The organism is Angelakisella massiliensis (assembly GCF_900104675.1).
GTDB lineage: Bacteria > Bacillota > Clostridia > Oscillospirales > Ruminococcaceae > Angelakisella > Angelakisella massiliensis.
Window position 1 is genome coordinate 826550 of sequence record NZ_LT629945.1, and the last position, 18977, is coordinate 845526.

An 18977-nucleotide genomic window follows, 5' to 3' on the forward strand; every position below is an offset into this window, starting at 1 on the left:
AAAGGAGGCGGTGTGATGGACGTTTTCAGCCTGCCCTTTCTCTTCTTCTTTCTGCCGGTGACCGGCCTTGTTTTCTGTCTGGTCCCCCGCCGCTTCCGGGTATTTGTACTGTTTGTAGCCTCCGCTTTCTTCTACGCCATGACCAGCCCCGTTGGATTGGGAATCATGGCGGTGAGCGTGGGCATCGACTTCCTTCTGGCCCGCCCCATCTTCCTCTGCGGCAAGGGAAGCCGCTGGGGAAAAGCGGCGGTCACTGTGGGCGCGGCAAAAAACATCCTGCTTTTTGTCACTCTTTCCTCCATCAGCCAGCTGGACCTGATGGAAATGCCCCTGGGGGTAACGGTCTACTGCTTTACTTCCCTGGGATACCTGGTGGACCTGTATAATGGGGAAACCGATCCCATCACTTCCTTTTATGACTATGGATTGTTCTGCTGCTTTTTCGGCAAGCTGTATGTGGGCCCCATCATCTCCGCCAACCAGTTCCGGGGACAGCTGGGGACCCTGCGGCCCTCTTTGAGCCTGATGGGGCAAGGGTTTATCTGGCTCTGTCATGGTCTGGCCAAAAAGGTGATCCTGGCAGACGGGGTATTGGCTTTGGGCACACAGTTCAAGGACATCCCCTATCAGGAAAAAACCGTCTTCGGTGTATGGCTGCTGGTGATCTGCCATCTGCTGGCCACCTATTACACTCTTTCCGGGTTCAGCGATATGGCCCGGGGAGTGGGCGCTCTGTTCGGCATGGAACTGCCGGAAAACTTCCACTATCCCCTTCAGGCGGATTCGGTGACCGACTTCTTCTCCCGCTTCAACATCTCCGCCAACCGCTTTGTGCGCAAGTATGTCTACGGCGCTCTGTCCGCTGAAGATAACGGCAAGCTGTCCACCACCCTGAATATCCTCCTCATTACCATCCTCATGGGCCTGTGGTACGGCATCAACATCAATTACCTCGCCTGGGGCGGTGTACTGGGCTTCTTCATCGTGCTGGAAACTTTGTATGGGGAAAAGGTCCTCCATCGTCTTCCGTCCCTGGTCCGCTGGCTGTATACCTTCGTGGCAGTGGTGTTTTCCTTTGCCATCTACAGCAGCGGCTCCATCAGTCAGGCACTGTTTTACCTCAAAACCATGGTGGGTCTGGGCACCTCCCGGCTGTGGGATAATCAGGTGCTGTATCTGCTGACCAGCAACTGGCTGCTGCTAGTGCTGTGCGTGGTGTTCTGCAGCGGCTTTATCAGCCGTCAGGGCAAACGCCTTCAGGCCCGGTGGCTGCTGGTGAGCCAGATTACCTCCCTGGCGGTGAATCTGTGCCTGTTTGTGGCTGTGCTGGCTTTTCTGTAAGATGCATCCCCGCTAGGGCTGAAAGAAAGCCGGTTGGCCCCCCGGAAAGCCGGAGGAGCAAGCCTGCTTGGAGCGCATCTCTCAGGGAGCGCCGGAATCGTTCCCCCTTTTCCTTTGCTTACAATAAGAACCTTTTTCTTTGAGGGAAAGGCTTCTTGCTTTCATCTTTCACCTGGGACAGGGTACCTGTTCCAAGTATTCGTCACTACAGTCTCTGGGGCCTTTCATCCCAGCTCAAGGAGGGATTACCCACGAAAAAAAGCCTGCTTCCCCTCACCTTTATCGCCATTATCCTGGCCATTTCCATCACCACCCTGGTGGGCGCGCCCCCGGAACTGGGGTTGTCCACTCTGGCCACCATAGGCCATCCCGTACGCCTGGCGGAGCAAATGACCCAATATTTCAAAGAGAACCTGTCCATCCGCCAATCTCTGCAAAATCTGTCTCTCCAGCTGCGGCTGATGGGGGGAAACCGGGAGATAAACGGTATTTTTCTGGCAAATGACGGTTTGATCAAAAACTTCTCCGCCACTACGGATACCAGTATTTATCAGAAAAACACCCAGTCTCTGCTGGAATTTGTCCAGACCACCAAGACCCCCTGTGCTCTGGTGCTCATTCCCACTGCCTGTGTTATTTATCAGGACCAGGTGCCGGATTACGCTCCCATTGAAAAGACCAATCAGAAGCTTTTCATTGAGGAAACCACCAAGGCTTTTGCAGGGCTTGCCACAGGAGTGGATGTGTACACCCCTCTGTACGATGCCAGAGACCGATATCTGTATTACCGCACCGATGACAATCTCACCACCGAGGGAGGCTTTGTGGTCTACCAGACATTGGCCAAGCGTCTGGGGCTGACCCCCAAAACGCCTGAGGACTTCGCTCTGGACAATCTGGGAGAAGGATATTACGGTCCCCTCTACGACCAATGGGGATATGGCGGGGTCAAGCCCGATACCATTATGGCCTGGCGTTATATTTCCCAGCCCCGGGCCTGGCAGGTGGATCACTGGCTGCGGTATGAAAACCGCACCTATTACAGCCTCTATCCCACTGAGGCAGTGGTTCAGGGCGAGGAGATCAATGGCATTCTGGGCGGCCTTTCTCCCAAAATCACCATCACCACCCTGGGCAGCGGCGCCAAAGGCAGCCTGCTGGTGCTGGGGGACCGCACTACCCTCAGCTATCTTCCCTTCCTGGCTATCCATTACCAAACCATCACCTTTGCCGACACCTCCCTGCTCACCGACAGCGAGGTACGGGCCCTGAATCCGGAGGATTATGACCAGGTATTGTTTTCCTACAGCTTGGACACTTATCTCAATACTTCGGAGCCCTACAGAGCCTCTTCCATCGGTTCCACAGCCACCCAGTAAAAATCAGTACGTCGCCTTCCATCCTTGGGAAGAAGGGAGCGCAGCGCCTGCTTTTTCAGGGGGCTTTTGGGCTGAACATTTTGTAGCAAGCATCAAAACAAACTCCATAAGAAACGATAATTGGGGCCGGAGGAAATTCCTCCGGCCCTCATTCTGTCGAAAAATCTATTTCAAAGCGTAAGCAAAATTCAAAATCATAAAAATCAGGACATGCGCCTGATTTTTATACCACGACCCGCGCCCACCGGGGCGCGAAACCGGGGGTATCGCCGCTGGTTTCGTCAGGAACCTGCGGCGTATCCAGGGGGTATGGGATACCCCCTGGAAGCGTGTCGAAAAAGTTCGACACGCTCAGGCCGGAGGAAATTCCTCCGGCCCTACCCATAAACCTGTTCAGAACGGAAAACAGCATCAGCCGCCTCCAAGGAAGGCAGAAATCATCTTCCAGCCGGGTCTCCCCAACACTTCAAACCTGCCAATGAAATCGGTTTGCACGCCCTTTAAAGATAACCGTAGCGTCGGCGGCCCCAGGCGAAGAAAAAGACGCTCACCGCCAGGGTCAACAGCTCCGCCGCAACGATAGCCAGCCAAACGCCGTCCATTCCCAGCACCACCGGCAGCAGCAGAATCGCCATCAGCTGGAACACCAGTGTCCGCAAAAAGGAGATGGCCGCTGAGACCCCGCCGTTGTTCAGGGCGGTGAAGAAGGCGGAGCTGAAAATATTGAAGCCGCTGATGAGAAACGACAGGGCATATACCCGAAATCCCCGGCAGGTAAGCTGGAAAAGCTCCTGGTCATATCCTACAAACAGCCGGGAAAGGGGGCCGGACAGCAGCTCTGCCGAGAGAAGCATGGCGCCTCCCGTTACAGCGGTGATGCACAGGCTTTTGCGAAACAGCCCCTTTAATTCCTTTCTGTTCTGAGCCCCATAGTGATAGCTGATCACCGGGGCCGCTCCCAATGTGTAACCAAAATAAATGGCGGAAAAGATGAAGTTGACATACATGATCACCCCATAGGCCGCCACGCCGTTTTCACCGGCAAAGCGCATCAGCTGCAGATTATACAGCATATTCACCAGGGAGGCGGAAAGGTTGTTCATCAGCTCGGAGGAACCGTTGGCCGCAGCCTTCAGCAGCACTTTGGGCTCCAGGGATGTTGGCACCAGGCGCAGCAGACTGTCATTTTCCCGGGCAAAATACACCAGAGGGATGCCGCCTCCCACCAGCTGACCAATGACAGTGGCCGCCGCTGCTCCCACGATGCCCCACCGGAACACCGCCACAAACAGCGTATCCAGCACAATATTGGTCATCCCTGCCGCAACCGTCACCAGCAGCCCCAGCTTGGGCTTTTCCGCCGCCGCCAGAAAGCTCTGGAAAGCGCACTGAAGCATAAACGCGGTTTGAAAGGCCAGCAGAATGCCGCCGTATATGACACAGTCCTCCAGCATCTGTCCGGAAGCCCCCAGCGCCGCCGACAAAGGGCGCAGAAAGGGAAAAACCACTGCTGTCAGCAGGATGCCCAGGGCAATGGTGATATAAATGAGCATGGAGAAATAGCGATTGGCATCCTCCCGCCTTCCTTCTCCCAGCGTCATGGAAACGATGGCGCTGCCGCCGGTACCGATGAGAAAACCTACCGCTCCCATTCCCATCAGCACCGGCATAATGAGATTGACAGCGGCAAAGGCGGTTTTGCCGGCAAAATTGGAAACGAAAAGTCCGTCCACCACACTGTAGATGGAATTGAAAACCATCATCACCACAGATGGCATTACAAAACGCAGCAGCTTGGGATAGGTAAAATGATCGGATAACTGAATCCGCATAAATAACTCCTTTTCACTTGTTCCGGGGAAGGGGATTTATCCCTGTTCCTCCTCTCCGGAACAGGGGAGCAAAAGCCGGTTGCCTTCCTGGCGCAGCGCCTGGGCATACTGCTCCTGGAGGGAGAGTAAGCTCTCCCTTTCCTCAGGCGTAAAGCGCGCCAGCGTATTGATCTCCGCCTGCAGCACCAGATCCACCGTATTCCGGCACAGCTCTTCGCCCCGGTCGGTCAAGCGCAGGGGTTTGTTTTTCCGGTTGCTCTCTCCCGGGGCCATGGCAATGTATCCCTCCTGCTGGAGCTTTTTCAAGGCGGAATTGACGGTCTGGCGGCTGAGAGACAGATTCTCACTGACGCCGCTTTGGGTATATTTCACCTCCGATTCCCGCAGCAGATACAGAATCCAAAAGGCGCAGTCCGGCAGGCCGCAGATTCTGGCCATTTGATGATAGACCTGGTCAATATCCTTAAAAACACGGTTATACCGCAGCAGCATTTGATGGAGGGAATCTTGTTCCATATCGTTCCCCTTTCCTTTATTCGTCCGAATTCGGACATTTTGCAACGTTTCTATTATAATCCGAAATCGGACAAAAGTCAAATTTCATCTTTTCTTCCTCCAAACAAGTCTTTGGTCCAAGGGGGGGAAGAAGGGGCAGCGTCCTTGTTTTTGCGCTTTTCCCCCTTTTGTGGAATCTCAAACAAAAGAGTGGTACAATAACCATGTATCATGAAGCTGACAACCAAAGCTGTCTTCCTCTGACCGGGAATGGTTCCTTCCGGCCTGCAGAGGATCACAGCGGCGGCATTTCCAGGGAAGGCGGCACAAATGAAACGGCTTATCCTTATTAACGGTCCCATGGGCGCAGGCAAAACCACTGTTACTCCGCTTTTGGCCCAAAAGCTCTCTCCGGCGGTCTGGCTGGACGGAGACTGGTGCTGGAAAATGGAACCTTTCACCGTCACCGAAGAAAACAAGGCGGTGGTGCTGGAGAACATCCATACCTTGCTGGGGAACTTTCTGCGGCGTGGAAGCTGGGAAACCGTGCTTTTTTGCTGGGTGATGGATCATCCGGAGATCCTGCGGCAGGTGCTCCAACCCCTGAGGGACGAGAAAATCCCCCTCTGGCTCTTTACCCTTACCTGCACGCCGGAGGCTTTGAAGGCCCGGCTGGAAAAGGATGTGAAGGCCGGTATCAGAACGCCGGACATCATCCCCAGAAGCTTGGAACGGCTCCCCCTCTACAGGGATATGGATACCGTACAGGTGGACGTCACCCGGCGCACCCCGGAACAGGCCGCCCAGGTAATGGCGGATTTGGTTCTGGGGAACCGGGAAAGGAGATGTTGGCCATGAGCCGTCTGTTTGCGGCAATTCTGCCTGATGACCCCTTCCGCGACGCGCTGGAGACACTGGCCGGCGGGGCGGTAACGCTGGCGGGAGGAGGAAAAGTCACACCCAGGGAAAATTTTCATCTGACCCTGGCCTTTTTGGGGGAAACCTCCCGTCAGGAAGCGGCATTGGAGGGGCTGATGGCAGTGGAGATACCCGCCTTTTCCCTGGAGCTGGGGCAGGGTGGGTTCTTTCCCGGCCATCGTGGAAATACTCTCTGGCAGGGGGTCAAGCCCTGTCCTTCCCTGGCTGCCTTGCAGCGGCAGCTGTGGTCAGAGCTGACCCGTCGGGGCTTCTCCCTGGAGGACCGGCCCTTTCTGCCTCATTTTACACTGGCCCGTGGGAGTGGGGGAAAATATTTCTCTTCTCCGCCCCCGTCGGCGCTTCCCTCCCTGAAGGTGTCCTCTGTGTGGCTGATGGAAAGCATTTTCACCGGCAGCGGGGTACGATATCGTCCCATGGGCCAGCGGCAGCTGAACCATAACCTTCACCAGCAGTGAATCCTGATTCCTTCATCGCCGATGCAAGGACTGGTCAGCCCTCTTTTTGCTGCCTTCCCCAAGAATTTTCCTTCGGTTCCAAAGCTTTTTGGACTATCAGGAAAATTTGTGAAAAAGTGCAATATTTTCCCTGGCTGTATCGTTTTATGAACAGAATGTTTACAAAGGGAACTATTTCGCCCTTTTGAGCCGGGGGTATCTGAATCATGAAGCAAAGAAAACTGTTCTGCCAGTATCATCCTGTTTGTTACTGGATCTCAGAACGAAAAGAACGGCTGCTACGCCGCCTGCGGGACCTTTTAAGCAGAGAACGCTTCGCCGCCTGCCAGCAGCAGACCCTTCTGCCGGCAGTGGTGGTGAGCCATCGCTCTCCGATCCTGCGGCCCTTGGCCGGAGTGGATATGGTCCTGCAGCAAAACAAGGCCACCAATCTGTGGCTGGCCTCGGTCCATCTGGATCAGCTGGTCATCGGTCCCGGAGAAACCTTTTCCTTCTGGCGCCGGGTGGGGAATTGTACCGCCGCCAAAGGCTACCTGCCGGGGCTGACCATCTCCAGCGGCAAGATCTCCTCCTCAGTGGGAGGCGGTCTGTGCCAGCTGGCCAATCTGATTCACTGGATGGTGCTCCAAAGTCCCCTCACCGTAACCGAGCTGCACCATCATACCGACGCCATTTTTCCCGACAGCAACCGCCGCGTACCTTTTGGTACCGGCACATCCATTTATTACAACAACGTGGACTACCGGTTCCGCAATGATACTGACCGCACCTTCCAGCTGCACATTTGGCTGGAGGGGGGAGATCTGTGCGGGGAGCTGCTGTGCGACCGCTCCCTTCCCTTCCGCTGGCGGATCGAGGAACGGGACCATCACTATCATCTGGAGGAGGACGGCTGGTACCGCAACAGCGAGATCTGGAAGCGGACCATCCGCAAAAGCACCGGCGTTTCGGAGGAAGAGCACCTGATCTTCCGCAACCATTCCAAGGTGCTGTTTGATCCGTCCTTCATCCCACAGGAGGAGATTCGATGACCAAAACACTGGCTCGTTTTCTGGCCCAGGCCCGCCGCACCCCGGATCGTGTGGCCTGCCGCTATGGAGACGGCGTACTCACCTATCGCCAGCTGGAGGAGGGTTCCGCCGCTCTGGCCGCTGTGCTGGAAGAGGCTCTGGGGGAGGATCGCCGTCCTGTAGCGGTGTACGGCGGACGGCAGCCGGAAATGATCCGGGCTTTTCTGGCCTGTGTCCGTTCCGGCCGGGCCTATCTGCCCATTGACGACAGCTGTCCCATGGCCAGGCTGCAGACCACTCTGGCTGCCGCGGACGCCTCTGTACTGCTGTGCTGCCAGCCTTTGCCGGAGACTTTGGAGGGGCTGAACATTTGGGAAGCTTCCAGGGTGGAGGAGGCCGCGGCCTGCGGCAAAGAATGCCCGGAAAACCTGGCAGTATCAGAGGAAGCACCTTTTTATATTCTTTCCACCTCCGGCAGCAGCGGACAGCCCAAGTGCGTAGCGGTCAGCGGCGGCAATCTGGACGCCTTTATGGAATGGGCGGGGCCGCTGTGCGGCAATGGAGTGATTTTGGGGTCCTCTCCTTTTTCCTTCGATCTTTCGGTGCCGGGCATCTATTGCGCCATCACCAGCGGAGGAACTTTGGCCGCCGTATCCCTGGATGATATGGACTACCGGGAGCTGTTTTACCAGATGGGCCAGTCTCAGGCGGATCTTTTTATTGCCACACCCTCTTTTGTTTCCTTCTGTCTGGCGGATCAAACCTTCAATCAAGACCTGATGCCCCGGCTGGAGCGGTTCCTGTTCTGCGGGGAAACCCTCAGCCCGCGCCAGTCCCGGGCGCTGTTCCGGCGATTTCCCCGGGCGCAGGTGTGGAACTCCTATGGTCCCACCGAGGCTACTGTAGCCGTGACAGCGGTAGAGGTGACCCGGAAAATGGCTGAAAGCGGCGACCCTCTCCCTGCCGGTGCCCCCATGGGACGCAACCGCATCTGGATCTCCGATAAGGAGGGCAATTCCAAGGAGGATGGCCGTCTTGGGGAAATCATGCTGGAAGGCCCCCAGGTAGCCCTGGGCTATCTGGCGGGAGAGCCGGGCTTTTCGGTACTGCCCAATGGGGACCGGCTGTACGCCACCGGTGATTTGGGCTGCCTGCGGGATGGACAGCTGTGGTATCATGGGCGTCTGGACCGTCAGGTAAAACTGCGGGGCTATCGGGTGGAGGCCGGAGGGGTGGCGGAGCATCTCCGCAGCCTGCGGGGAGTAGCCGCCGCCGAGGTGGTGCCGGTACTGGATGAGGAAGGCCGCCCCCAATGGCTGGCAGGCTTCGTCATCCCTGAAGAAGGCTGTCCTTCCCCGGAACGGCTGGCAAAGGAGCTGCGCAAGCAGCTGTACCCCTACATGGTGCCCCGGCGGATCGTACTGGTGGACGCCTTCCCCCTGACTCCAAACGGTAAACTGGATCGGAAAAGGCTGGTGGAACTATTATGAATCCCACAGCAGACCACCGTGTAATGCTAGAGGATATTTGCGCCATCGCCGCCCGGGTCTGCCAGGCTCCGGAAGTGGCCGGACAGCCGGACCGGAACTTGTACGAGGATCAGCTGATGGATTCCCTGGCCTTTCTCCAGCTGTTGTATACGCTGGAAGACCGCTATGGCGTAGAGATTTACCCCACCCGCCTGTGCCGGGAGGACTTTGCCTCTCCCCGCCACATCGCCGCCCTGGTGGAGCGGCTCCGCTGCCAGGGGTGATTTTTCACCTTTTATCTACCGGGCTGTGGAAAAAGAACAACTGCAAAAGGATGCGGAAAGCTTGTGTTTCAGCTCTCCGTATCCTTTTTTCTCAGGGGATGTTTCTATTTTGCTATCAGTTGGGCGAAAGTTTGCGCAGGGGGATGCGGGAGGTACGCCCAAAGGAACTCTCGCCGGGACAAAGTTCATTCCGCTTCGATCCCCTGGACGGGGACCATCCGCTCCATTCCCTTGCCCATCTCCGGCCTAAGAGCCGCCTGCGGCGGTTGGCCTCCGAAATGCGCCTGCGGGCGCGAGGCTCTTCCCCAAAAGGTCCCGCTTGCTTCGGCTGCTCGGTTGGCCTGTGCCCTTTGGGGTATAAACGCCCTCACGACGCCTCCGCTGCACTAGCAACCTTTTGGGGGTTAGGGTGATTTTCATTTGATAAGGAAAAAAGGGAAAGAGCCTGCCGCTGTTTTGGCTGGTACCTTTCAGTGTTAAGGGGAACGGGTGGAGGAATGGTTTCTGCTCCTATTTCAGCAGAGGCAGTATCACCCGCTCGCCGGTTGCCCAGATAACCTGGACAGGTCCGGGTAAAGCTGGACAATCCACTCGCTCCTTTGGGTGGGGATTTGCTCTCTGTGCTGCATGGCTGCTGGGTCAAAGTTGGTGTTGGGGGGTACGCCCAAAGGGACTCGTCCCTTTGGAATCCCATAGTTGAGGCAATAGCGAGTAGGTTAGTCAGGGAAGGAGCCTGCCGCTGTTTTGGTTTGTACTTTTTAGTTTTAAGGGGAACGGGTGGAGGGATAGTTTCTGCTCCTGTTTCAGCAGAGGCAGTGTCGCCCGCTCGCTATTTGCCCGGGTAAAGCCGGACAAAGCCGCTTGCTGCCTGGGTGGAGAAATGGCCGCCCAAGGCGGCCAAAGGCGGCGGCAGATAAACTGCCGCCGCCCCACACTGCAGAAAAAACCTATGTGAAAAACAGATAAATTCAAACTCATAAAAATCCGGTTCACGCTCTGATTTTTTATACGGGGTTCTGCGTCCTTTGGCGCGCGAGGACATCCCCCAAAAGAACCGGGGGTCTCTGGAAGGGAGCCCAATCGTTACGGCACACACAGGGACATACACCTGATTTTTATACGCCTCCCCACACCTGCCGGAGAGAAAAAATGGGGGGCACCGGCGGTTTTGTCATCAGCCAGGCAGCGTATGCAGGGGAACCGGGCCGTGGAAAGTATGCGGAGCTTTTTGCGTACGCAAAAACACGCCGGGAACCCGAAAGTTCCCGGCGTGCGGTATTTGGTTCGAGCTTTTTAGTTTTCGGCTGGAACACAGACGATGAGCGGAAATTACTTCAGCTCTACCTTGGCGCCGGCTTCCTCCAGCTTCTTCTTCATCTCTTCGGCGTCGGCCTTGGAGACAGCTTCCTTGATGGTCTTGGGAGCGTTGTCTACCAGCTCCTTGGCCTCTTTCAGGCCCAGGCCGGAGATCTCCTTGACCAGCTTGATGACGCCCATCTTGGAAGCGCCAGCCTCGGTCAGAACAACGTCAAACTCGGTCTTCTCCTCAGCAGCGGCAGCGGCGGGGCCAGCAGCAGCAACCATAACGGGAGCAGCAGCGGAAACGCCGAACTCCTCCTCGATAGCCTTGACCAGCTCGGACAGCTCGAGGACGGACAGGGTCTTTACTTCTTCAACAATAGCAGTGATTTTCTCAGAAGCCATGATAATTTACCTCCTGTTTACTGTTTATTCAGTTCATCAATAACAGAGCCATCTGCGTATTTCTTACGCGGGCTGCTCCTCGCCCTTCTTCTCCGCGACGGCATTGAGGGCCACAGCCAGACCTCTGATGTTGCCATTCAGAGCCATGCACAGCATGGTGAGCAGCTCCTGCTTGCCGGGCAGCTTCGCCAGACTCTCAACACCGGCTACATCGAGGACCTTGCCCTCCATGAAACCAGCCTTGATGGCGTACTTGCCTTTGGAAGCCTCCGCATACTTATGGAGGATCTTCGCTGCGGCGATCGGATCAGACTCAGACATGGCGAAAGCGGTGGTGCCGGTCATAGAAGCAGTCAGGTCACTCAGACCAGCGGCCTCAGCGGCACGGCGCAGGATGTTGTTCTTGATAACGGCGTATTCCACACCGGCCTCACGCAGCTCCTTACGCAGCTTGGTGTCGTCGGCAACGGTGATGCCTCTGTAGTCAACAACAACGCCGGCGACAGCCTTGTTCAGCTTGGCGCTGAGGGCCTCCACCTGCTCCTGTTTTGCCTTCAGAATTTTTTCGCTTGCCATTTGGTTCACCTCCCAGATAATTGCTGAAACTAAAAAAGCTCTTTCCAACATACCGTGGAAAGAGCGTAAAGATCCTGTGAGCGTTGCTCGCGGTGTTACACTTCTACTCCTCGGCAGGCTGGTGTCAAACCTTTAAGCCATCCAAATGATGGCACCTGCTGTCTATGGAACTAGAACAGCTTTATTATTATAGTAAAGGCGCGGGGCCTTGTCAAGGTATTTTTTCGGTTTTTTAAAGGAAAATTGCAGGTTTCTCCGTTTTTTCCTTTCTGTTTCCCCATACGCTTTCAGCCCATGGACACAGAAACTCAAATCCTGCTTCAGTTCTTCTTTTTGCCCAGCTTGCTTTCCTCGCCCCGGAGCAAGCGTCCGATATTGGCCCGGTGCATAAAGATCACCAATCCGCCGATAACGCCGGAGTAGACAAGGCCCAACAGAATTTTTGAAGGCTCCCAGCCTGCCAGCAGCATTCTCCCCAGGGTCACCACAGGATACAGCGCCGCCACGGTGATGGACGCCAGTGACATATAGCGGGTCAGCACAATGATCAGCACAAAAGGCACCAGCAGCACCAGCAGGGTACCGGGGCTCATCACCAGGATCATTCCCGCTGCGGTGGCCACGCCCTTGCCCCCCCGGAAGCCGAAAAACACCGGGAACAGATGCCCGATGACCACAAAGAAGCCGGCCAGATAGCCTCCCAGCTCTCCGCCGATCAGATGGCCCAGCACCACCGCCAGGCTGCCCTTGAGGAAATCCCCCACAAACACCACCGCTCCGGCTCCCTTGCCATAGGTGCGCATCGTGTTGGTCATACCGGCGTTTCCGCTGCCATGGCGGCGGATATCGTCCCGGTAACGGAGGCGGGAAAGAATGATACTGAAACTGAGGCTGCCCAGAAGATAGCCCACCAGGGCGCTCAAAACAAGCTGAAGCATGGAAGCTTCCTCCTTTTTATCTCAATCACAACAATGGGTATTGCATGAAAAATCAGGATGGCGGTGCTGCCGTCACCCTGCTTTGCTCCAAAATACCAAACGATCTGCAGCCGCCGGAGCAATGGGGTTTCCAAAAACCCGCACTTCTCAGGCCAGATGCCTTTTTAATCAACGGTTCTACTGGTATTGTATCATGGATCATTTTGATTGACAAACAAAATTTATTTCAAATAACAGGGAAAAAACTGTTTCAAAAAGCAAACAAAATTCAAAATTCCCATCATATGCCTGATTTTTATACCTCAACCTACATCACCGGGGCGCGAAACCGGGGGTATCGCCGCTGGTTTCGTCAGGAACCTGCGGCGTGTCCAGGGGCACCTGGTCCCCCTGGAAGTGTGCCGGCCCCCTCTTGGGACACTTATTTATCCTTTTCCTGGTTTTTCCTCCCCTTTGATGGGCCGGGGGCAGGAACTTTTTCTGTGGTATTTTTCCGAAAATCCTTCCGGCATCTTTCCTTTCCTTTGGACATAAGCTTTGGGAGAAGCTTTTTCGCCCTGGAGAGGAGGAGGATTCATGCTGGCGCTGGCCCTGGCTGTTTGTCTTGTCTTTACACCTATTTTATCCGGAGAGGCCCCTTTGAACCGGCAAGGGGTATCGGTGGGCGCCAAAGCCGCCATCGTTATGGAGGCGGAAACAGGCGCGGTACTTTTTGCCCAGAATATTCGGGAACAGCTGCCTATGGCCAGCACCACCAAAATCATGACCGCCCTGCTTGCCCTGGAAAGCCCGGAGCTGGAGGAGCCCTTTGTGGTGGACCCGGATGCCATCCGGGTGGAGGGCAGCTCCATGGGCCTTCAGGAAGGGGATGTGGTCACCCTGCGGGACCTGGCGGGAGGGATGCTCATGGCCTCGGGCAACGACGCTGCCAACGCCGCGGCGGTACGTCTGGCGGGGACCCTTCCGGCTTTCGCTGAGGAGATGAATCGCCGGGCGGAAGCCATCGGCATGCGGGACACTTTTTTCGTTACCCCCTCGGGACTGGACGCGGCGGGCCACTGCTCCACCGCCTACGACATGGCCCTGCTGGCCCGGGAAGCCCTCCAGAACGAAGATTTTGCCCAAATGGCCGCTTCAAAAAGCCTGCGGCTGCGTTATGGGAATCCCCCCTATGACCGCACCCTTTCCAACCATAACCGGCTGCTGTCCCTCTATCCCGAGGCCATCGGGGTCAAAACCGGCTTTACCAAATCAGCGGGGCGCTGTCTGGTGTCCGCTGCCCGGCGGGATGGCATCACCCTCATCTGCGTCACACTCAACTGTCCGGACGACTGGAACGTCCATGAGCTGCTGTATGAGCGTTCTTTTCCTCTGGTGAGCCGGGTGGAGCTGACCTGGGACCTGCCGCAGCTGCCTGTAACCGGGGGAATTGTGGACCAGGTGCCCCTGCGGCAAACCCGGCAAACCCAGCTGCCCTTGGCGAAAGGAGAAGCGGAGGGGATCACGGCGGAAATTTTTGCCCCGGAATTTTTATACGCCCCTGTTTTGGAGGGTGACATTGTCGGCAAGATAGTATATTATAAGGATGGAAGTCCTGTAGCCCAAAGTCCCCTGGCCGCTGCCGGGGAGTGCGCCGCCAGGACTGTTCCCAGTCTGTCCTGGTGGGAGCGGCTGAAAGCCCGCCTGGGATGGGAATAAATGCTGGAGCCTCTCAGGGGCTTTCCGGGCTGTGAAAGAAAAAATCAGGCGCTGGGCCTGTTGAGAAGGGGGCATGGTGCCCCGCATCACAAAGGAGAGAGAATATGCCAAAGCCCATCCGAATTCAGAAAGCATTGACCGACAGCGGGATTTTATCCCGGCGGAAAACAGAGGAGTATATCAAGGCCGGGCGCATCACTGTCAACGGCCGTCCCGCCCAGCCGGGCAATCCCGTCAATCCCGACCGGGATGTGGTTGCCATCGATGGCGTCCGGGTACCTCTGAGCAGCAAAAGGGAAAATATCTATATCATGCTCAACAAGCCCCGGGGCTATGTCACCACCACCAGCGACGAGCTGGGTCGGCGGTGCGTCACCGAGCTGGTGGAGGATCTGGGGGAGCGGGTCTATCCTGTGGGACGTCTGGATAAAAACAGCGAGGGCCTGCTGCTGATGACCAATGACGGCCAGTTTGCCAATCTGATGATGCATCCCAGCCATCATGTCTCCAAGACCTACCGGGTCACTGTGCGGCCTGATATCACCGAGGACCAGGTGGTGGCCCTTTCCACCGGCGTGGATATCGGGGAGGAGCGGAAAACCCTGCCCGCCCAAGTCCATGTGCTGGAAAAGGTTCCGGGACGGGTGGTTCTGCAGATCACCATTACCGAGGGCCGCAACCGCCAGATCCGCCGGATGTGCGAGGCGGTGGGGCTGGAAGTGGCACGGCTGAAACGGATATCGGTAGGCCCGGTGCGCCTGGGGATGCTCCAGCCGGGCAAGTGGCGGGAGCTGAAAAAGAGCGAAGTCATCGCTCTGCGCAATGCCGCCCGCCCCGCCGGACAGCAGGAACCCCTGCCCCAGGAGGACAAGGGGCCTCATGTGGCCAGCTTTGGCGGCACCGAGCGTCGGGGCGCCCGGCGCAAGGATCATTTTGTAGGCAAAAAGGAATCCAGAACCGAGGCACTGCTTCGGGAAACCGATGCCTATACCAGAGGCGGCAGGAGTGGCCGTCAGGGAAAGCTTTCCCGCGCCTCAGCCCGGCCCACAGGGCAGGGGCTCCGGGGCGGACGGGGCGACGGACCCAAGAAATAAGTTTTTGACAGACATGAGGGTTGTCTCCGGCTGGGGACGTGAAAAAAGCGGTCAGGGAAAAGCTGATGGAACCCCAGCAGCTATATTTCCTTTCCGGCTGTGTGTCTGAAAAATATCGTACCGGGAGACCGGTTTTCCATCGTTTCAAATGACCAGCCTCTGTTCAAGGGGCATGGAAGGGAGCGTTTCTGTGATGATTACCATTCTGCCTCTGCCGCCGGAACTGCTGGAGCCTTTGTGCGATCAGCTTTCCATCCAATGTGAGCAGCGGGTATGGGGCTACGCCGCGGCGGACGCCTCGGAACTGGCCGGCTACTGCGTGGTGGCGGAAGGAGCCTATGACGATGATCCCTGCCAGATCCTGTGGATCCAGGCGGAGGACCAATATGTGGCGGACGGTCTGCTGCGGCGGGCGTTGTATCCTTTTTATGAGGCGGGATACAAGGAATATGAATTTGTCCGCCTTCCGGAAATGACCCTGCTGCCGGATTACATCATAGTGGGCCGGGGCAGTCTGGAAAAACTGTTTACGGGGCATTGCGCCTCCTGAAAGGACAGCCTTTGGGGCAGAAGCAGCCTGGCTGTTTCTCAGGGAATGCCGGCCCCTTTGGAGCAGGCGGGAAAACACAGCGACACAGAACAAGAGGACCATGGGGAGATGCTTGCAGGCTCTCTCCCCTGGTCCTCTTTTACATGGGTATCCTGGAATCCAGGTTTTCAAAAATCGGGGTGGGCAGGGCTATGCCCCAATAAAACTTCTTCTCAGCCTTCCACCGGTACGTTGTCCCCGCTGTCCGCCAGGGGAGTATAGGCGATTTCCTTATACATCCGTACTTCCAGCGCGTTGCCCTGAGGGGGCAGGCTGCGGGTGGTGGCTCCGGTATGGAGAATATTCAGCTTTGCGCCCAGAACCAGTTGATCTTGGGACAGATAAAATTGTGTGTCGTCACCGCAGTGGAAGACGATCTCCGCCAGGGGATACAGCTCCTCCAATGTGCTGTTGCCGCAGAAGGGCTCACTGTCCAGAGAAGCCATCACCAGGCTTTTTCCTCCGTTTTCATCCTCCTGCACGCCCAGCAGCACACCATTGTAAACGATCATTTCTTCCTCCCCCAGATAGTTGGACGCGATGGCCCCGGCAGGGCTTTCCTCCCCGCCATAGAAAACTTCCACATAAGCTCCCTCCGTCAGCTTTTCCAAGGGATAGCTGAACCGGGTGTTCTCATCCACGGTAAAGGTCATTTCCGCCGCGCCGTAATCGGTGCCTGCCGCCTGGGCAAGGGTGAAGGTACCTGTGCCGTCCTTTAAAGATACCTCCGTCACAGTTCCCCGGTACAGGGCGGCGTCCGCCACATACAAGGGGGCTTGGGATGCTCCTGTTTCCAGCTGGGCCTCTTCCACCAAAGTGGAAGTCACCACCATGGGAGGCTCTCCGGAAACCTCCAGCTCCACCTGATCCCCAGGCTGCAGCTGGTCCGGCTCGCGATCAAAACGGCTTTCGCTGGTGTAATCAAAGGTCTGCTGGCTGCCGTCCGACAAGGTAATGGTGAGGGAACCGCCTTCGTTTTCTGTCTGTGTGCTGACGACAGTTCCGGTAACCGGTTTTGTTTCCAGCGGTGCCGAAGATTGGCTGCCGCTGTTTTGTCCCGCCGTTTCACCGGCCCCGGCGCATCCCGCCAGGAGCAGCATCGCCGCCGCCAATGAAAATGCCTTGTGAATCATCCCGTTCATGGATATACCTCCTTACAATCTCCGTATCCGTATGGTTGGCACAGTCTCATTTCTTTGATAAAAACCGCGTACCTGCTGTGTCAAAAAGCAAGTTCCTTATGAAAGCTGATGAAAACGTTTTCTTTGTCTTTATAGTGTCTGCCAACAGGATTTTTACTGCAAAGAAACGAAAAAAATCCTGGAAAAAAGCTGTTGGCAGATATTTGTTACAGACTGCCGCTCAGCCTGGTTGAGGAAGAAAAGCAAAAAATCCATGGCGGCAAAAAGCAGCGGGCTGCTTTGCCAGCTCCAGGCAAGAAGCAGAAAACATTCCCCAATCCGTTCCCCTTAAATCCAAAAGGCGCCAGCCAATTCGCCCAGCGGCCTGGACCGCTGCCGTGGAGGTCCCGGGCTTCCACAGCGATCAATTTCTTTTGGGGCAGCTGCTGAAGCAGCCTTCTTGATTCAATGAGAATCCTGGAGAGAGAGCCTTTGGAGATATCCCAGCGCGTCACTTTCTTTGACAAACTTTCTGTCAGACGACCACGAACAAATATTCGTTTTTTGCTGTTTTCCTGTTGAAATCCCAGGCGCAATCGTCTATAATGGAGACAGCAAAGGGGCACTATAACCCTTTATCAACACATAAACGCGGGAGGACAAACGATGGCGGACGATAAGAAAAAAGCACTGGAAACGGCCCTGAGCCAGATTGAAAAGCAGTTCGGCAAGGGCGCGGTCATGAAGCTGGGGCAGAACACCACCATGAATGTGGAGGCTATTCCCACCGGCTCCCTTTCCCTGGATATCGCCCTGGGGATCGGCGGTGTTCCCCGGGGCCGGATCATCGAGATCTATGGTCCTGAAAGCTCCGGTAAAACCACCGTTGCCCTCCATGTGGTGGCGGAAGCCCAGAAGATGGGCGGCGAAGCGGTGTTCATCGACGTAGAGCACGCTCTGGACCCGGTATATGCCAAGGCTCTGGGGGTGGATATCGATTCCCTGCTGGTGTCCCAGCCGGATACCGGCGAGCAGGCGCTGGAGATCTGCGAAGCCCTGGTCCGTTCCGGCGCGGTGGACGTGGTGGTGGTGGACTCGGTTGCCGCCATGGTCACCAAAGCGGAGATCGAGGGAGAGATGGGCGAGACCCATGTGGGCCTCCAGGCCCGCCTGATGTCCCAGGCCCTGCGGAAGCTCACCGGCGCCATCGGCAAATCCAACGCTGTGGTGATCTTCATCAACCAGCTGCGTGAAAAGATCGGCGTGGTATACGGCAATCCTGAAACCACTCCCGGCGGCCGGGCGCTGAAGTTCTACTCCTCTGTGCGTCTGGATGTACGCCGCACAGAGCAGATCAAGGTGGGCGGCGAGGTCATCGGCAACCGCACCCGGGTCAAGGTGGTCAAAAACAAGGTGGCTCCTCCCTTCAAGGAGGCGGAGTTTGATATCATGTACGGCGAGGGCATTTCCCGGGAGGGAGAGGTGCTGGATCTGGCCATCCGCCTGGATATCGTCAACAAGAGCGGCTCCTGGTTCTCCTACAAGGACAACCGTCTGGGCCAGGGCCGGGACAACATCAAAGCCATGCTGCGGGAAAATCCTGCACTCTGTGAGGAGATCGCCCAGCAGGTGATGGAAAACGCCGACAAGCTGCGGAAAAACGGCGGCAAGGCGGCGGCCGCTCCCAAAAAGCTGGGGGCTGTACCCACCGTGGACATCAACGCCGAGGTGGACCCGGAAGAATAAAGTTTCCAGGCATCGCCTCTTTTTCCACCCAAGGCGGTGCTTGCTGTGGAAAACACCGGACATTTCCAAGGTTATTCCCCTGGTTTCCTTGCAGCTGCTCACTTCTGAGACGAAATCTGCGGGTTTCTTTGTTTTGAGAAATCCATAGTCATTGGGAACAAAAACGGCACGGCCCTTTCCTTTGGTTGGGTCGTGCCGCTTTTTGCTGCGGAAAAACTTATTTTATGGGGAAATCATGGATTGGGAACCGGTAAAAACAGCACAAGCCCTGGTTTTTCAGCCTCTGCCCAGGGGTACCAGGGCGGAA

The 18977-nt window shown here is 56.5% G+C and carries 16 protein-coding genes, 1 pseudogene and 1 other annotated feature; of the genes and pseudogenes, 11 read left to right on the forward strand and 6 right to left on the reverse strand.

Translation table 11 applies throughout. The features are described from left to right. Positions 1-15: 15 nt before the first annotated feature. Both BQ5383_RS09215 and BQ5383_RS09220 read left to right on the forward strand, forming a co-directional pair. On the forward strand, positions 16-1341 hold the full coding sequence (locus BQ5383_RS09215) for an MBOAT family O-acyltransferase (protein WP_071431350.1): 1326 nt from the start codon (positions 16-18) through the stop codon (positions 1339-1341). 155 nt (positions 1342-1496) lie between these two features. Continuing rightward, positions 1497-2720, forward strand: a complete 1224-nt coding sequence (locus tag BQ5383_RS09220) for an alginate O-acetyltransferase AlgX-related protein (RefSeq protein ID WP_071431352.1) — start codon at positions 1497-1499, stop codon at positions 2718-2720. A 500-nt stretch (positions 2721-3220) separates the two neighbouring features. On the opposite strand, the gene BQ5383_RS09230 is transcribed toward BQ5383_RS09220, so the two are convergent. Continuing rightward, positions 3221-4552, reverse strand: a complete 1332-nt coding sequence (locus BQ5383_RS09230) for an MATE family efflux transporter (protein ID WP_071431356.1) — start codon at positions 4550-4552, stop codon at positions 3221-3223. 36 nt (positions 4553-4588) lie between these two features. Next, the gene (locus BQ5383_RS09235; protein ID WP_071431358.1) at positions 4589-5068 is read right to left on the reverse strand and encodes a MarR family winged helix-turn-helix transcriptional regulator; all 480 of its coding nucleotides are present in this window, start codon (positions 5066-5068) and stop codon (positions 4589-4591) included. A 309-nt stretch (positions 5069-5377) separates the two neighbouring features. On the opposite strand from BQ5383_RS09235, the gene BQ5383_RS09240 reads away from it, so the two are divergent. From BQ5383_RS09240 to BQ5383_RS09260, 5 genes are all read left to right on the forward strand, one after another. After that, entirely contained in the window at positions 5378-5905 is a 528-nt protein-coding gene (locus BQ5383_RS09240; RefSeq protein ID WP_071431359.1) for an AAA family ATPase, read from the forward strand. Next, on the forward strand, positions 5902-6441 hold the full coding sequence (gene thpR, locus BQ5383_RS09245) for an RNA 2',3'-cyclic phosphodiesterase (RefSeq protein ID WP_071431361.1): 540 nt from the start codon (positions 5902-5904) through the stop codon (positions 6439-6441). The genes BQ5383_RS09240 and thpR overlap by 4 nt, the downstream gene beginning before the upstream one ends. A 206-nt stretch (positions 6442-6647) precedes the next feature. Further along, a complete protein-coding gene (locus BQ5383_RS09250; RefSeq protein WP_071431363.1) occupies positions 6648-7472 on the forward strand; it encodes a VanW family protein in 825 nt (274 codons plus the stop codon). Next, on the forward strand, positions 7469-8941 hold the full coding sequence (locus tag BQ5383_RS09255; protein WP_071431365.1) for an AMP-binding protein: 1473 nt from the start codon (positions 7469-7471) through the stop codon (positions 8939-8941). The genes BQ5383_RS09250 and BQ5383_RS09255 overlap by 4 nt, the downstream gene beginning before the upstream one ends. A gap of 23 nt (positions 8942-8964) precedes the next feature. After that, positions 8965-9204, forward strand: coding sequence for a phosphopantetheine-binding protein (locus tag BQ5383_RS09260; protein ID WP_172724610.1), 240 nt, complete (start codon positions 8965-8967; stop codon positions 9202-9204). A gap of 1329 nt (positions 9205-10533) precedes the next feature. Here BQ5383_RS09260 and rplL read toward each other — a convergent pair. The 3 genes from rplL to plsY all read right to left on the reverse strand — a co-directional run bounded on the left by rplL (position 10534) and on the right by plsY (position 12422). After that, entirely contained in the window at positions 10534-10908 is a 375-nt protein-coding gene (gene rplL / locus BQ5383_RS09275) for a 50S ribosomal protein L7/L12 (RefSeq protein ID WP_071431373.1), read from the reverse strand. A 63-nt stretch (positions 10909-10971) separates the two neighbouring features. Beyond that, a complete protein-coding gene (rplJ, locus tag BQ5383_RS09280; RefSeq protein WP_071431375.1) occupies positions 10972-11484 on the reverse strand; it encodes a 50S ribosomal protein L10 in 513 nt (170 codons plus the stop codon). Between the two features lie 22 nt (positions 11485-11506). Then, positions 11507-11670 (reverse strand) — a sequence feature (ribosomal protein L10 leader region). 134 nt (positions 11671-11804) lie between these two features. Then, complete coding sequence (plsY, locus tag BQ5383_RS09285; protein ID WP_071431377.1) at positions 11805-12422, reverse strand: glycerol-3-phosphate 1-O-acyltransferase PlsY; 618 nt, start codon at positions 12420-12422, stop codon at positions 11805-11807. Positions 12423-12998: 576 nt separating this feature from the next. On the opposite strand from plsY, the gene BQ5383_RS09290 reads away from it, so the two are divergent. The 3 genes and pseudogenes from BQ5383_RS09290 to BQ5383_RS09300 all read left to right on the forward strand — a co-directional run bounded on the left by BQ5383_RS09290 (position 12999) and on the right by BQ5383_RS09300 (position 15764). Next, the gene (locus BQ5383_RS09290) at positions 12999-14120 is read left to right on the forward strand and encodes a D-alanyl-D-alanine carboxypeptidase family protein (protein ID WP_071431379.1); all 1122 of its coding nucleotides are present in this window, start codon (positions 12999-13001) and stop codon (positions 14118-14120) included. A 104-nt stretch (positions 14121-14224) separates the two neighbouring features. Beyond that, a pseudogene (locus tag BQ5383_RS09295) lies at positions 14225-14947 on the forward strand (pseudouridine synthase); the annotation flags it as partial. Between the two features lie 457 nt (positions 14948-15404). Beyond that, complete coding sequence (locus tag BQ5383_RS09300; RefSeq protein WP_139193396.1) at positions 15405-15764, forward strand: hypothetical protein; 360 nt, start codon at positions 15405-15407, stop codon at positions 15762-15764. A 212-nt stretch (positions 15765-15976) separates the two neighbouring features. Here BQ5383_RS09300 and BQ5383_RS09305 read toward each other — a convergent pair whose 3' ends face one another. Further along, on the reverse strand, positions 15977-16945 hold the full coding sequence (locus tag BQ5383_RS09305) for a DUF5666 domain-containing protein (protein WP_071431383.1): 969 nt from the start codon (positions 16943-16945) through the stop codon (positions 15977-15979). Between the two features lie 645 nt (positions 16946-17590). Between BQ5383_RS09305 and recA the strand changes: the two genes are divergently transcribed. After that, on the forward strand, positions 17591-18670 hold the full coding sequence (gene recA / locus BQ5383_RS09315; protein ID WP_071431387.1) for a recombinase RecA: 1080 nt from the start codon (positions 17591-17593) through the stop codon (positions 18668-18670). The last annotated feature ends 307 nt before the right edge of the window (positions 18671-18977 follow it).